Here is a 13801-nt window from a genome sequence, read left to right on the forward strand (position 1 = left end):
CCGGACAAGTGATGCCGAGTTGTGAAGAGTATCGAGCAAGTGCTGTGCGTGTTTCCATTCGGGGAATGGATCACTGGATCTAGGCCATCTGAGTGATCAATCGCCGAGGCGGGTTAAGCCGTCCGTAAGCGCGCCGCGATCGCCGCTCCGCCTGCCGTGAGCAGGTCGGCGACGGTGAACATCACCCGCGAGGCCACGGCGAACGCCGTCGCCTGGCCGACGGACAGCCCGCTGGCGGTCAGCACGGCGACCATCACCACCTCGCGCACGCCTGCGCCGCTGGGCAGGATGAACGCGAAGGTGCCCGAGGTCATCGCGATCGCCATCGCGCCCACGCACATCACCAGTCCGGTGAAGCCCGGCGCGCCGACCGAGTTGGCCAGCAGCCACAGGTGCACACCCTGGAAGGCGTACGCGAGCACCGAGAATCCGAAGACCTTGCCGATCGTCTGGTAGCTGAGCTGGTGATCGAGCGGCGGGCGCCGCAGGATCTTGAGCACCAGCGAGGTGCCCCAGGTCAGCACCTTGGGGTGCAGCGCGGCGAGCCCGGCGGGCAGCAGGATGAACAGCCACAGCGCGTTGGGGCTGTTGCTGAACACCGCGGGCATGGCGAGGATCGAGAGCACCAGCGCGGCGACGATGCCGACGCCGAACTGGATCAGCGAGCCGGTGAAGATGCGCGCCCTGGCCAGGCCCGCCTTGCGGCCGAGCTCCATCTGCAGCAGGTACGCCCACACCGAGCCCGGCACGTACTTGCCGAGCTGGCCGACCAGGAAGATCTGCGCGCCGCGGCGGTAGCCGATCGGCTTGCCGAGGTCGTCGACCATGATCTGCCAGGCGTACGTCGCCGCCGCCATGCTGGCGATCAGCGCGAACAGGCTGAGCGCCGACGACTGCCAGGCGATGTCCTTCAGCGTGCGCCAGAACTCGTCCCAGTTCGAGGCGAGCGACTTGGCCGCGAAGGCGACCACGGCGACGATGGCGAGCCATCTGACGACGTCGATGATCTTCGCCTTGGTGGTTTTCGGCGCCTTGACGGCGACCGGGGCATCCCACTCCGGCGTTTCGAGCGTCGTCATTCGTCTCCTTACGCCTGGACGGTCACTAGGCGGCTGAATTCAGCCAGCAGATCGTAACCGTCCCAAATCGCGGAGAACGTCAGGGCCGATCCGAACGGCACTATTCGGTCCACGCCGCGACCGGCGAGCGCGGACGCGAATTCGACCAATTCGGACTGACTGAAGCCGAATTGACCGACGGTTTGATCTTTGCGGACGACAATGGGCACCAGGTCAGCGAGCGTTTTTACGCTCGCATGGCCGAACGTGCCCGCGCCGAGCCATTCACGCGGGAGCGCGGCGGCTTCGGTGAGTTCGAGTGTCGCGAGGTCGTTGCCGTCGAACGAGATCTTGGTGACCACGCCGTCGACGGCCGCGCCGTAGGCCGAGACCCGCTTCTGGACGGCCATCGCGGGCTCGGTGACGTGCTGTTTCGTCGCGAGCACGCCCGCCAGCAGGTGCCGGAACTCCTCGCCGGCCCGGTCGGCGGCGTCGGCGTCGCCGACCCAGAAGATCGCGCGCGGCGACGAGCAGGCGGCCTGGTCGAACCAGTACGAGTCGTTGTAGAAGCCCTCGGCCGCGGCCATGCGCTCCGCCTCGGAGGCGTTCTGCCAGCCCTGGACCGACGCGATCGCGAACGACGACCGGTCCGGGAAGGTCAGGTCACGGGCGTGCGCGGCCAGCGGGTACTTGCGCAGCGCGTTGACCGAGGCGTCGCCGCCCCAGATGACGCGCAGGTCAGCGGCCTTGGACAGGGCGCCGCTGATCGCGTCGCTGCGGTCGTAGGTGACCATGCGCTGGGTCGCGGTGATCGCCTTCGCGGTCGCCGGGTCCACATCGGACAGCGCGGCGTTCAGCGCCTCGAGCACGGTCTCGGCCGCGCCGGCGGAACGCGACGAAACACGCACGACGTTGTGGTTACCGGCCAGCGCCGACAGCGCCCACGAGTAGACGAAGATCGTGTCGACGTTGGCGGGCGGCACGTGGAACACCAGCCCGCGCGGGAACCGGTACGAGCCGTCGTCTATGTCCAACTTGGACAGTGCCTTGGCGATTTCTCCCTTACGCAGGAAGAAACCCAGCGAGGCCAGCTCAGGGAACCGGCGAGCGGTCGCGGGCGCGAGCAGCTTGCGAGCGAACTTCGTCAGGAACTCGACGACACGCGGGTCGCCGACCTTGAGACGGCCGCCTTCCGGCTCGGCACGCAGCTCGTCGACCAGCGCGTCGACGTCGACGGCGGGGCCTTCGGGGAAACGTTGCGTCAGGCTCATGCCGCGGCTCCGGAGAAGGTGTCGGAGCAGCCACGGGCCTCGGCCTTGGGCAGGCGGCCCAGCACCGAGAAGTGCTTGCCCGGCCAGTCTCCGTCATCGATTCCGTTGTACACGCCCAAATCCTCGGTCAGGAGCACGTGGCCGGGGTACGAGTGCGGCAGCGTGCTGACGACCTCGATCACGCCGGGCTCGCCGACGGGCTGCTCTTCCCAGGTGTCCGGGTTGCGGATCACGACATCCGCGAAATCGGGGCAGTACAAGGAATTGCCGGACGGGCCTTCCAGGAACACGGTGCCGATCTGCTCGATCATCCCGTAGTAATTGTGAATCTGGTGCAGTCCGGTGTCTTCCTTGAAACGACGGCGGAATTCGGTGTTGTCGACCGCGCGGTCGATCAGCTTCTTCCAGCCGCCGGAGTGAATCAGGATCCCATTCGAAAGATCGAGCTTGTGCTCACGCGCGACCTCGTACAGGTACTGCCAGACCATGAACGTGAAGCCGAAGATCAAGAACGGCTTGTCGCCATAGGTGGCAAGGAATTGCTTGACCGCTTCGACGTCCGGCTGGTCGTTCTCGTCGAGTACGTAGACGTGCTTGCGGCCGAAGTTCGCCATGCCCAGCACGCCGGCGCCGCGCGCGGAGAACGAGCGGCGGTTCTTGATGATGCCGATCGTGTCGACCATCAGCATCGGCAGGCGCTCGTTGCCGAGCACCTCCTGCAGCGTCGCGCCGAGCTGCTTGGTCTGCGCGCCCGCCGCGGCCTTGTCCAGGTAGATCCGCGACGCGCCGGCCCCGGTGGTGCCGGACGAGGTCAGCGTCTTGAAGACCTCGGAGTCCGGCACGCTCTTGAGGTCGTGCGTCTTGAACATCCGCACCGGCAGCCACGGCAGGTCGGCGATGGACTCGAACTTCGCGTCCCGCTCGACGCCGAGCGAGGCCAGGATCCGGTCGTAGCCGACGGAATTCTCGCGGTGGTGCGCGGTGAGGTCCGCGAGCTGCGGCAGCAGCTGCGCCTCGCGTTCCGCCTGAGAAAGGCTGAACATGCTCATACTCGGGCCTCCAGCGACCGGTAGTCGATCTTGCCGCTGGCGAGCAGCGGCACGGTGTCGATGGGCCTGACGTCGAACCCGCTGGTGTGCAGGTGCAGCCGCTCGGACAGCGCTTTGGCGGCGTCCTTGCAGATCGCCTTGTCCGCACCTTCGGCGAACAACACGACCTTGTCGCCGGCGGGCACGGCCGCGACGACGTCGATCCCTACCGCTGCTGAACGCACGGCGCCCTCGAGATCATCCAGGCTGACCCGGTTGCCGAAGACCTTGCCGATCCGCTTGAGCCGCCCGGTGATGAACAGGAAGCCTTCTTCGTCGAGGTAGCCGAGGTCGCCGGTGGCGAGCACACCGCCCATCTGGTCGGCGGCGGCCAGCTCGGACTCGCTCTCCGCGTAGCCCATCATCACGTTGGGACCGCGGTAGACGACCTCGCCGGAGATCTTCGGGTGCGTGGTCTCGGAACCGTCGTCGCGCCGGATGGCGAACTTGCCGCCGGGCAGCGCCGGACCGGCGGAGCCCAGCTTTTCGGCGAGCCGGTCGGCCGGCACGGTGGTCATCCGCGGCGCGGCCTCGGTCTGGCCGTACATCACGAACATCTGCCCGCCCGCGGCGCGGATCTTGTCGTTGAACTCGGTGACCAGCTCGGTGCGGAGCTTGCCGCCCGCCTGGGTCAGCGTGCGCAGGCTCGGGTACTTCTCGGGGTCGAACTTGAGCCGCCGCAACATCTCGTAGTGATACGGGACACCCGCGAGCGAGGTCGCCTTGTGCTCGACGACCGCGTCCCAGAAACCGCGGCCGAGCACCCCGGACGGCTCGATCACCACGGTCGCGCCCTGGATCAGGTGCGAGTTCAGCACCGAAAGCCCGTAGCTGTAGTGCAGCGGGAGGCTGGTCGGCGCGACCTCGTCGGCGTCGATGCCGAGCACCTCGGCGATGGCGGTGGCGTTGGACAGCACCGCGTCGCGGGAAAGCTTGACGAGCTTGGGATTCCCGGTCGAGCCGCTGGTCGGCAGCAGCACCGCGAGGTCGGGATGCGGGTGGATGCCGATCTTCGCGTCGCGGACCCAGTGCCCGTCACGCGCGGTGTACCCGGCGGGCGGTTCGGCGTCCGGCGCGGCGAGCACCGCGGCCGGGTTGAACCGCGCGATCAGTCCGATGAGGACGTCGGCGTCGAGCGCCGGGTCGATCAGCGCGATCGCGCGGCCGGACTCGAACGCGCCGAGGTACCGCAGCACGCTGTCGAGGTCGACGGCCGTGCGCGCGAACAGCACGCCGCTCGGCAGCTCGCCGAGCGCGGTGGCCTGCGCGGTGATCGCGGTGACGAGCTCGTCACCGGTCAGCGTCCGTCCACTGGAGACATCGATGAGCCGTGCGCCCGCACCGACCAAACTCACAGAACCAAGCCTCCGTCGATACCGAGCACCTGCCCGGTGATGAACGCCGCGTCGTCGCTGACCAGGAACTTGATCGCGTTGGCCACGTCCTCGGGCGTGCCGAGACGGCCCAACGGGGTGCTCCCGATGTTGGACGCGCGCGCGTCTTCGCTGAGCCCGGCGGTCAGCTCGGTCTCGATGACGCCGGGCGCGACCGCGTTGACGCGGATGCCCGAGCGGCCGAGTTCCTTCGCCGCGGAGCGTGCGATGTTCGCCACAGCGGCCTTCGAAGCCGCGTAGACGGTCTGCCCGGCGCTGCCGTACTCGCCGACGATCGAGGCGAGCACCACGATGGCGCCGGTCTTCTTGCGCATCATGGCGCGCGCCGCGGCCTGCACGGTGTGGATCGTGCCCGCGACGTTGGTGCTCAGCGTGGTGTCGACCAGCTCTTCGCGGATCATGCCAAGCAGCGCGTCTTCCATGATCCCGGCGTTGGCGACCACGATGTCGAGCTTGCCGTGCTCCTTGGCGACCCCGCGGACCAGCGCGGCGACGGCCTTGGCGTCGGTGACGTCCAAGGCGAGGCCGCCCGCGGCACCGGCCGCCTGAGCCGCTTCCTTGGCCTTCGCCTCGTCACGGCCGGTCAGCACGACGGTGGCGCCCGCCTCGGCCAGCGCGCGGGCGGTCGCCAGACCGATGCCCCGCGTGCCGCCGGTGACGAGCGCGACCTTGCCGTCCAGATCAGGCATTGGCTGCCTGGAGCTGGGTCACCATGTCGACGGCGACCTTGAAGCTGGACATGTCGATCACCTGGTCGGTGTCGAACTGCACATCGAACTCGTCCTCGATCGCGGCGACCAGCGCCATGTGGCCGACCGAGTCCCACGCGTCGATGTCGCGGTACTTCAGGGTCTCGACGTTCACGTCGTCGTCGAGTTCGAGCGACTCGACGAAGACCTCGCGCAGCTTGGCAGCGACTTCAGACACAGATGACTCCTAGTGCTCGTCGCGCGGGCGAGCGTCCCACGCCTTAATCAAGGTAGAGAGGTCGGCGGGCAGCCGGTCGACCAGCCCGTCCCCCGGCAGCTCGGCCTTGCCCTTGAGCCACGGCCCGAGTGCCTCGATCGTGGCCTCGTCCAGGCCGCGGCGGGACAGGCCCACCACATTGACGCCCGTGGTGCGGGCCGGGTTGCCGACGGCGATGGTGAACGCGCCCACTTCCTTGCGGACCGCGGAGCTCATCCCGACCATCGCGCCGGGGCCGACGGTGACGCGCTGGTGCAGCACGGTGCTCATGCCGAGGTTCGCGCCGGACCAGATGTGGCAGTGACCGCCGGTGATCACGTTCGACGCGATGGTGCAGCCGTCTTCGACGACGCAATCGTGCGCGATGTGGCTGCCACGCAGGTAATAGCTGTCGCTGCCGATGGTCGTCGTGCGCCAGGTGCCCTGGTGGACGCTCACGTATTCACGGATCTTGTTGCGGCTGCCGATGACGACGCCGTGCCCATCGTGATCCGGGTCACCTGTCGGCGCGGCGTCCCACGCGGCGGGGTGCTCGCGGGTACGGTCCTCACCTGGCGTGCCGATGGTCACGTGGGGGCCGATCCAGTTCCCGTCACCGATGCGCGCCGGACCTGCGATCACCGTGTACGGGCCGATGACGTTGTCGTCGCCGAGCTCGACACCAGCGCCGATGACAGCGGTCGGGTGGATGCGGTTTGCCACGTGGGGTCCGTTCGTTGGCGGCTGAGTTAACAACCTGGGGTCGGGGGCGTGCTCGTGCGCCCGGTAACGTGTGGCCCGCGTTGAAGGGACTTAGCCGGGCGCAGAACCGGCGGTTCACTGTACCGGACGCACCGAAACCGCCAGTCGAGAGAGTTGCTGATGATCCCCATCACCGTGGTAGATGTCCGCGACGCGGAGGACCTTGTGGTCGAGGTGCTGCGATCCGGCGCCATCGCACAGGGACCGATGGTCAAGCGCTTCGAAGACGCTTTCGCCAGCGTCTCGGGCACGAAGCACGCCATCGCCGTGAACAACGGCACCACCGCGCTGGTGGCGTCCATCCAGGCACTGGACCTGCAGCCCGGCGACGAGGTCATCACCTCGCCGTTCACCTTCGTCGCGACCTTGAACGCGATCCTGGAGGCGGGTGCGACCGTCCGGTTCGCCGACATCAGGCGCGACGACTTCGCGATCGACCCGGACGCCGTGGCCGCCGCGATCACCCCGCGCACCAAGGTCCTCATGCCGGTGCACCTGTACGGGCAGACCGCGGACATGGGCAAGCTCGCGCCGCTGGCCGCCGAGCACGGCCTGCACATCATCGAGGACTCGGCGCAGGCCGTCGGCGCCTCGTTCGACGGCAAGCCCGCCGGTTCGTTCGGCATCGGCTGCTTCTCGCTCTACGCGACCAAGAACATCACCACCGCCGAGGGTGGCGTCATCACCACCGATGACGACGCGCTGGCCGACAAGCTGCGCGTCTCGCGCAACCAGGGCATGCGCGCCAGGTACCAGTACGAAATGGCCGGTCACAACTACCGGATGACCGACCTGCACGCGGCCGTCGGCATCCCGCAGCTGGAGAAGCTCGACCAGCTCACCGCGGCCCGCCAGGCCAACGCGAAGCGCCTTTCCGAAGGCCTCGCAGGTACACCCGGCCTCGACGTTCCCGCCCTGCTTCCGGGCCGCGAGCACGTCTGGCACCAGTACACGGTCCTCGTCGGACCGCACGCGATGCTTTCGCGTGACGAGTTCGCCGCCGCGCTGACCGAAGCGGGCATCGGCAACGGGATCTACTACCCGAAGATCGTGTTCGACTACGAGTGCTACGCCGGTCATCCTTTGATTCCGGGCGCCTCGGTCGCCGACTTCCCGGTCGCCGCTTCCGTTGCGTCGCAGGCACTTTCGCTGCCCGTGCACCCCAAGCTCACCGAGTCCGATCTCGACAAGATCATCGAAACCGTTCGCGAGGTACTTGGCGCATGACGCACCGCATCGCTCTCATCGGCACCGGCAACATGGGCTCGCTCCACGCCCGTGTGCTTTCCCAGAACGAGCGCGTCGACCTCGTTCGCGTGATCGACCCGCGTGAGGAAGCGGGCAAGGCCTGCGCCGAGCGCTTCGACACCAAGTGGACGCCCGAGATCGGCTCACTGTCCGATGTGGACGCTGTGGTGCTGGCGTCGGCCACCGAGGTCCACCACGAGCTGGCGCAGGAAGTTCTGGGCCAGGGCAAGGCTTTGCTCGTCGAGAAGCCGGTCTGCAACAGCCTCGAGCTGTCCGAAGAGATCGTGTCCTTGTCGGCGAAGAAGGAGATCCCGCTCATGTGCGGCCTCCTGGAGCGCTACAACCCCGCGGTCATGACGGCCCGCGCGCTGGTGCACGAGCCCGTCCACCTGATGGCCCGCCGCCACGGCCCGTACGCCCCGCGCATCAAGACCGGTGTGGCGTGGGACCTTCTGGTCCACGACGTCGACGTCGCCGTCCAGTTCTTCGGCGGCGCGACGCCTTCGCGTGTCGCTTCGGGCGCTGGCTTCTTCCACCCGTCGTCGGTCCCGACCGCCGAGGACACGATCGAGACGATCCTGACGTTCCCGACCGGCCTGGCGACGGTTTCGGCCTCGCGCCTGGGTCAGCGCAAGGAGCGTTCGCTGATCATCTCGGAGCTGGACCGGCTCATCGAGATCGACCTGCTCCGTCGTGACGTGACGATCTACCGCCACGTTTCGCACGACTCGGTCACCCCGGACGGCCTCGGCTACCGCCAGCAGACGGTCATGGAGATCCCGGAGCTGGTCACCGCCCGCGAGCCGCTGGCGACCCAGCTGGACCGGTTCGTCGACCTGATCGAGGGCAAGGTCGACATCAACGCCGAGCGCGACTCGATCCTGCCTTCGCACCGCGTGGTGGCGCAGGTTCTGACCCAGGCCGCCGCCTGACGCTTTGACGGGCTCGTGAGTGTTGCCGACGGTTAGAACCGTCGGCAACACTCACGACCCCCGGTAGCATCTACCTCTTCGGCTCGAATCGGACACTGATCTTGCCGCGAAGTTCGGGATCCATACCGAAGGTGTGCCTCAACAAGGCGGCAATGTTCCGCTGAGCAGACCACCATTCGACCGGCCTGCCGTCCGCCACCCGCACTTGACGCCTGGCTTCCTTCAGTATCGCGTCCACACCCTTCTTCTCGAACTTTTTGAAGAAGGGCTTCCAATCACCTGTTTTGGTATCGAAGAACTGCGAGTACCTTCCCTTAGCGTCAACAAGGACTTCAAAAGTTCGACCTGATCGCATATCCAGATAACGCGAGTCGAAGTAAGCGCTCTCTCCATCCTTTTCGACGAAATACTCCTGACCAGGAGGCGCATACATCTTATTTCGGACTTCCTGCTCGTATTCTTCGTTGAACGTGTTGTGGAAAGTTCGCCGAGGCGGAACAGTCCATCGGCCCGCCGGGTTGCCGACATCAAGCGGAACACCCCTCGCATCAATCGGCGGCCCTGGATTGTCTCGCGCGTTGGGCACAGCTTTATCGGGAGGCGGCGACGCTTCCCTTGGAAAACTCGCAAACTCAGGCTTTTCGACAGGCCTCGGCCCACTCGGCGGTGACGATGGCTTCGCCCGGCCGAAATCGGGAATCTCGAACAGACCGGGGCCGGGAAACTCGACCGGGTCGTCACCCGAATCGGGCAGCGGCTCGGCGGGCGGGGCCGGGAGCACCGGCCTGCCCGGCCGCTCGGGTTCGGCAGGTTTTTCGGGTGCTGCTGGGCGTTCCGGCTGGTCCAGCGGTGACAGCCCCGGGTCCGGCACCCAGGCAGGACCTGGCCCCGGCACCACAGCGGGCCCCGGGTTCGGCACCACGGCAGGCCTAGGGTTCGGCGCGATATCCGGGCCTGGCTCCGGCAGCGTGTCCGGGTTCGGTGCCGGGCGCGGGAGCGGCGCGATGCCCGGGTTCGGAACGGCTCGCGGGTCCGGCGGCGTAACGATCGGCGGCACAGGGAAAGTAGGCCCGCCCGGCGGTGGGACCGGCGTTCCGGCAGGTGGATTCACCGGTGTTCCCGATGGCGGAGGCCCTTCCTCGGTCGTCACCTGGGGGCGACCGGTCAAGAGGCTGTAACCACCCATGGCAAGTGCTGCCGGAATGGCGGCGTTGGCTCCCGCTGCCTGCGCCGGCATAGCCGTCGCAGGCCTGACGAGCGCTGCCGGGGTCGCGGTGCCGCCCGTCGCCGCACGCCCGGCAGCTGTTGCTCCAGCCCCGCGTCCCGCGAGTGCGGGCACGGCGTTCGCGGGCCCCGGCAACACCGCCGTACCCGGGACTCCGATGTTCGAGGGCACCACCGGGGCAGCGGCGGGTGGGCGCTCCAGAAGCTGCACCGCACCTCGGGCTTCACCTGATCCCACGCGAGCCGATGCCCCGACAGCGGCGGGCACCACAGCCGGCCTCGTTGCCAGCGCCGCGGCCGCCGGGGTGGCGTCCGCGGCGGATCTGATGATCCCGCCGACTGGAAGCTCGCCCCTGCCGATCGCGTTGGCCGCCGCAGCGGGCAGCCTGGACGCGACCGACTCCCCTTTGCCTGCCAGCCCAATCACCTTCGCAGCCGTGCCGCCGACGGCTCCGGCGACGCGGCCGACGGGAACCACCGTGGCGACTCCCTTGACCGTCTCCCAGGCGAATCCGCCACAGTTCTCGCCACCGCCGAGGCACTGCTTGCCCGTGCCGTAGGTGTTTCCACCGAGGGTCGCCGTGTCGAGTGCGATGGCCCCCGTCCCCGCCGCGGCCTGGCCAAGCTCGCCCCATTGGACCGTGCCGTCCTTGACGACTTCACTCCATTGTTTGCCGAGATCCTCGACGTTGGTCTGGTATTGGCTCTTCGGATGGAAAATGGTGACGATCCTGCCATCCGCGGTTTTTCCGTGCTCGACGGTCCAGCCGTCCTCGAGCTTTCGCGCGACTTCGGGCGACAGAGGCTTGTCCGAAATGGCGATGAGCTTTCCGTCCCCGGCGTCACCGACCGGAATGCCTTCACCGGTCTTGGTGTCAGTGATCGTGGCCCAGCGACTGACGTCGACGGTGGAGCCGATCGTGACCCCACCTGAGCGGCCCGCCAGCCTGTCGGTGCTGTATTCGACCTGCCCCGCCTGCGGAATCTTGCCCTCGTCGCGAATCCGCTCCTTCTCTTGAGCCTTCGCCTCGGCCTCTTCCGCGTCAACGCCCTTTCGCTCCGCCACCCGGACATTGAGGCTCGGCGACTGGGCAGCCTCAGCTGCCTCGTTCGCTGACTGCCTTGCCATGGCGGCGGCGTAACGCTTCTCCTGCTCAGCACGGCCGGCTACGGCCGTGAGATTCTGCCGGAAATCAGCCTCCTCCGCCTTTTCCTGGTTCTCGGCCTTACCAGGTTTCTTTATCCCGGTCGCCTTTTCCTTGTTCCTGGCGTCGAGCTCTGCCTCGACCGCGTCGGCCTGCTTCCGTTCCCCCACCCGGCCGTTGAGGCTGGGCTTTTTCGCTTCAGCGGCCTCGTGGTCGGCCTTGGCCCTGGCCGCGGCTACGTCCTGCACGTCCGCCGCGTGCTTCTTCTCTTGCTCCTTACGTCCTTCGACGGCCGCCACTTCCCGCTGGAAATTGGCTTCCTTTCCGCCTTCGTCTTTGGCGACAGGTTTCTTTACCCCTGCCGCCTTTTCCTTTTTCCTGGCGTCGAGCTCTGCCTCGACCGCGTCGGCCTGCTTCTGTTCCCCCACCCGAGCGTTGAGGCTGAGTTTCTTGGCATCCTCGGCAGCCTTATTCGCCTTCTCCCTGGCCGCGGTCGCCTTCTTGCCGTCCTGCGACTGCTTGTCGTTGTTCTTGTTCGCGGTTTGTTTCTGGTCCGGAGCACTTCTCTTCGCGGCCGGGTGCTCTATTTCGTTGGATTTTTTCGTCGCCGCGGTCGCCGCTGCCTGCTTCGCTTTCGCCTCGTTGGCGTTGGCACTGGGGGTCCTGGCTATCGCGTTCAGGCGCTCAGCCTGCACACTGGCCATTTTCGCTTCACCGCCAGGATCGGCGTGCGCCTGGGCCACCCCCGCTACGCCGAACACGGCGGTGAGAAAACCGCCGGAAACCGAATACAGAACGGCTCTCCGCAAATCGACTTTAGTGTCCTTCACGGCCGTTCACCCCAGCCGCCATCGCACGCGTTCGCGTCATTTCCGTCTCCTCCTCAGCGGCCGGGGCCGTCCACGGCCAGCGTGACGAAGACCGTGGCAGGACGCGGTTCAGCGAGGATTCATCGCCGGTCAGCCTGCGTGACTGCGGCTTGCCACGCGAGCAGGGAACATTCACGACCCAAGGCAACGCAGGCGGAGCGTCGCGCGTGCTCTCGATATGGGACACCGACTCGCGAACCGCATCACCACGCACGACCAGGCGTGGGTCAGCCTGCGTGACATCGGGCTGTCCCGTGACGAGGCCGACGCGATCGTGGCCGAGTACGGCAAGCAAGTGGTCTGGCAGTGCACCGACCACACCGACCAGCTACTGCTGATCGCCGACCCAGGTCACTTGCCGACGCGGAAGAGCCGCTGGTTCAAACCACGGGTTGTGCTGCGCTACGTCGTCCCAGTGTTGTACGTCGCGATCGGGACAGCCGCTTTCATCACGATGGCCCAGCTCAGCTACGCCGTGTACGGGTTCCACGCGGCCGCGGCCGCCGTCTTCGCCGTGATGTGCAGCGCCTTCGCCGTACGGCTGCGTCCCATGTCCGCCCGCGTCGCCTCGCTCACGCGGGAGTTCGACGGCGCGCCGACCGTGCGGATCATGGCATCGCTGTACGGACTGTCACCGAACCTCGCCACCCAGCTCGCCGCAGCCCACGGCTACCACTACCGCGGCATGATGACGAGCTTCGTCCACGGGCCGATTTTGCTCTACGGCCGCGACCGATGAACGCGGAACGGCGGCTGGTCAACCGGATCACGAGCGAGGAGCGCGCGTGGATCAACCCGCGCGACTACGGTTTGTCCCGCGAGCAGGTCAAGACGATCGCGGCCAAGTACGGCAAGAAAGTCGTCTGGCAGTGCGTCGACTTCACCGACCAATTGCTGCTGATCGCCGAGCCCGGCCAGCTGCCTTTGCGCACGAAGAGCCCGTTCACCCCGCGTGCCGTCACGGAGGTCGTGCCTTGGCTGCTGGCCGGGCTGGCGCTTTTGGGTGTCACCTTCAATCTCGCACAGGACTTTGACGTGCACGCGACCCTGGCCGGTGTCGCCGGGCTCGTGCTGGCCGGGGTCTCCTTCAGCTTGCCGCGGTTGCTGCCGAGGACGATGCGGGTCGCGATGCTCGCGCGTGAGTTCAATGGCTCACCCTGGGTTCGGATCAAGCCTGCTCACTACCCGGTGTCCGCCTTGATGATCGGCTATGTCGCGGCGACCTATGGCTACCACTACGTCGGCCTCTCGCCCGGTCCCATGGGACCGACGCTGATTTACTCGACGAGGACGACATGAGCACGTCCTGGGAAGAGCGGTTGATCGCCAGGCTGTCCGGCAGCCAGGTCTGGGTCAGCCTGCGTGCCTCACGGCTGCCACGCGAACGCGTCGACGAGATCGTCGCGCGGCTTGGCAAGGCGGTCATCCGCGAGTGCTCGGACGACACGGACACCCTGCTCCTCGTCGGCGAGCCCGGCACCCGCCCGGCCCGTTCAGCGCGGACACGGCCGTCCCACACTTACGCGGTCGCCCGTCGATGGTTGTATCTGGTGCTCGTTGTCGGGTGCGTCACGTCCCTGATCAGGCGCGATGAGCTGCCCATGATGATCGCGCTCGGGATCGCCGCCGCGGTCGCCCTCACCCTGATCCTGCGCGGGACCCTCGGAACCACGCAGGCCGAGCTGCTGGCGCGTGAGTTCACTGGGAAGTACACCGTCACCGTCGTACTCCCCTTGCACCAAATGTCACGCGAGCTGCGCCACCAGGTCGCGGCGGCTTACGGCTACGAAGCGCGGGGGCCGGTACGCAAGCGCCGAAGTGGCAACGAGCAGGTTTTCCAGCGCGTCAACCCAGGCAACCGCTGA

Annotated in this window: 13 protein-coding genes; 5 read left to right on the forward strand and 8 right to left on the reverse strand. The window is 67.2% G+C overall.

Annotated elements, in window-relative coordinates:
• Window positions 1-113: 113 nt before the first annotated feature.
• From BLV57_RS40935 to BLV57_RS40965, 7 genes are read right to left on the reverse strand one after another with little or no spacing between them, the layout of a single operon-like run.
• Window positions 114-1079, reverse strand: a complete 966-nt coding sequence (locus tag BLV57_RS40935) for a lysylphosphatidylglycerol synthase transmembrane domain-containing protein (RefSeq protein ID WP_091299709.1) — start codon at window positions 1077-1079, stop codon at window positions 114-116.
• Between the two features lie 8 nt (window positions 1080-1087).
• The gene (locus tag BLV57_RS40940; protein WP_091299712.1) at window positions 1088-2329 is read right to left on the reverse strand and encodes an acyl-CoA reductase; all 1242 of its coding nucleotides are present in this window, start codon (window positions 2327-2329) and stop codon (window positions 1088-1090) included.
• Complete coding sequence (locus tag BLV57_RS40945; RefSeq protein WP_091299715.1) at window positions 2326-3378, reverse strand: LuxE/PaaK family acyltransferase; 1053 nt, start codon at window positions 3376-3378, stop codon at window positions 2326-2328. The genes BLV57_RS40940 and BLV57_RS40945 overlap by 4 nt, the downstream gene beginning before the upstream one ends.
• Entirely contained in the window at window positions 3375-4772 is a 1398-nt protein-coding gene (locus BLV57_RS40950; RefSeq protein WP_091299717.1) for an AMP-binding protein, read from the reverse strand. Before BLV57_RS40950 ends, BLV57_RS40945 begins: the two co-directional genes overlap by 4 nt.
• On the reverse strand, window positions 4769-5500 hold the full coding sequence (locus tag BLV57_RS40955; RefSeq protein WP_091299720.1) for an SDR family NAD(P)-dependent oxidoreductase: 732 nt from the start codon (window positions 5498-5500) through the stop codon (window positions 4769-4771). The genes BLV57_RS40950 and BLV57_RS40955 overlap by 4 nt, the downstream gene beginning before the upstream one ends.
• Window positions 5493-5738 carry an acyl carrier protein gene (locus BLV57_RS40960; RefSeq protein WP_091299722.1) on the reverse strand — a complete coding sequence of 82 codons (246 nt, stop codon included), beginning with the start codon at window positions 5736-5738 and terminating at the stop codon, window positions 5493-5495. The genes BLV57_RS40955 and BLV57_RS40960 overlap by 8 nt, the downstream gene beginning before the upstream one ends.
• Window positions 5739-5747: 9 nt before the next feature.
• On the reverse strand, window positions 5748-6479 hold the full coding sequence (locus BLV57_RS40965) for an acyl-ACP--UDP-N-acetylglucosamine O-acyltransferase family protein (RefSeq protein WP_091299724.1): 732 nt from the start codon (window positions 6477-6479) through the stop codon (window positions 5748-5750).
• 159 nt (window positions 6480-6638) lie between these two features.
• On the opposite strand from BLV57_RS40965, the gene BLV57_RS40970 reads away from it, so the two are divergent.
• Both BLV57_RS40970 and BLV57_RS40975 read left to right on the forward strand, forming a co-directional pair.
• Window positions 6639-7745, forward strand: a complete 1107-nt coding sequence (locus BLV57_RS40970) for a DegT/DnrJ/EryC1/StrS family aminotransferase (protein WP_091299727.1) — start codon at window positions 6639-6641, stop codon at window positions 7743-7745.
• Window positions 7742-8698 (forward strand): Gfo/Idh/MocA family protein, encoded by a 957-nt coding sequence (locus tag BLV57_RS40975; protein ID WP_091299729.1) that lies wholly within the window; start codon window positions 7742-7744, stop codon window positions 8696-8698. Before BLV57_RS40970 ends, BLV57_RS40975 begins: the two co-directional genes overlap by 4 nt.
• A gap of 70 nt (window positions 8699-8768) precedes the next feature.
• Here BLV57_RS40975 and BLV57_RS40980 read toward each other — a convergent pair whose 3' ends face one another.
• Window positions 8769-11897 carry a Tox-REase-5 domain-containing protein gene (locus tag BLV57_RS40980; protein ID WP_091299732.1) on the reverse strand — a complete coding sequence of 1043 codons (3129 nt, stop codon included), beginning with the start codon at window positions 11895-11897 and terminating at the stop codon, window positions 8769-8771.
• Window positions 11898-12114: 217 nt separating this feature from the next.
• Here BLV57_RS40980 and BLV57_RS40985 point away from each other — a divergent pair, with 217 nt between their 5' ends.
• The 3 genes from BLV57_RS40985 to BLV57_RS40995 are packed head-to-tail and all read left to right on the forward strand — an operon-like array spanning window position 12115 to window position 13801.
• On the forward strand, window positions 12115-12675 hold the full coding sequence (locus BLV57_RS40985; RefSeq protein ID WP_091299734.1) for a hypothetical protein: 561 nt from the start codon (window positions 12115-12117) through the stop codon (window positions 12673-12675).
• Entirely contained in the window at window positions 12672-13235 is a 564-nt protein-coding gene (locus tag BLV57_RS40990; protein WP_091299737.1) for a hypothetical protein, read from the forward strand. Before BLV57_RS40985 ends, BLV57_RS40990 begins: the two co-directional genes overlap by 4 nt.
• Complete coding sequence (locus BLV57_RS40995; RefSeq protein ID WP_091299738.1) at window positions 13232-13801, forward strand: hypothetical protein; 570 nt, start codon at window positions 13232-13234, stop codon at window positions 13799-13801. Before BLV57_RS40990 ends, BLV57_RS40995 begins: the two co-directional genes overlap by 4 nt.

It is taken from the genome of Amycolatopsis xylanica (genome assembly GCF_900107045.1).
In the GTDB taxonomy this organism is placed as follows: domain Bacteria; phylum Actinomycetota; class Actinomycetes; order Mycobacteriales; family Pseudonocardiaceae; genus Amycolatopsis; species Amycolatopsis xylanica.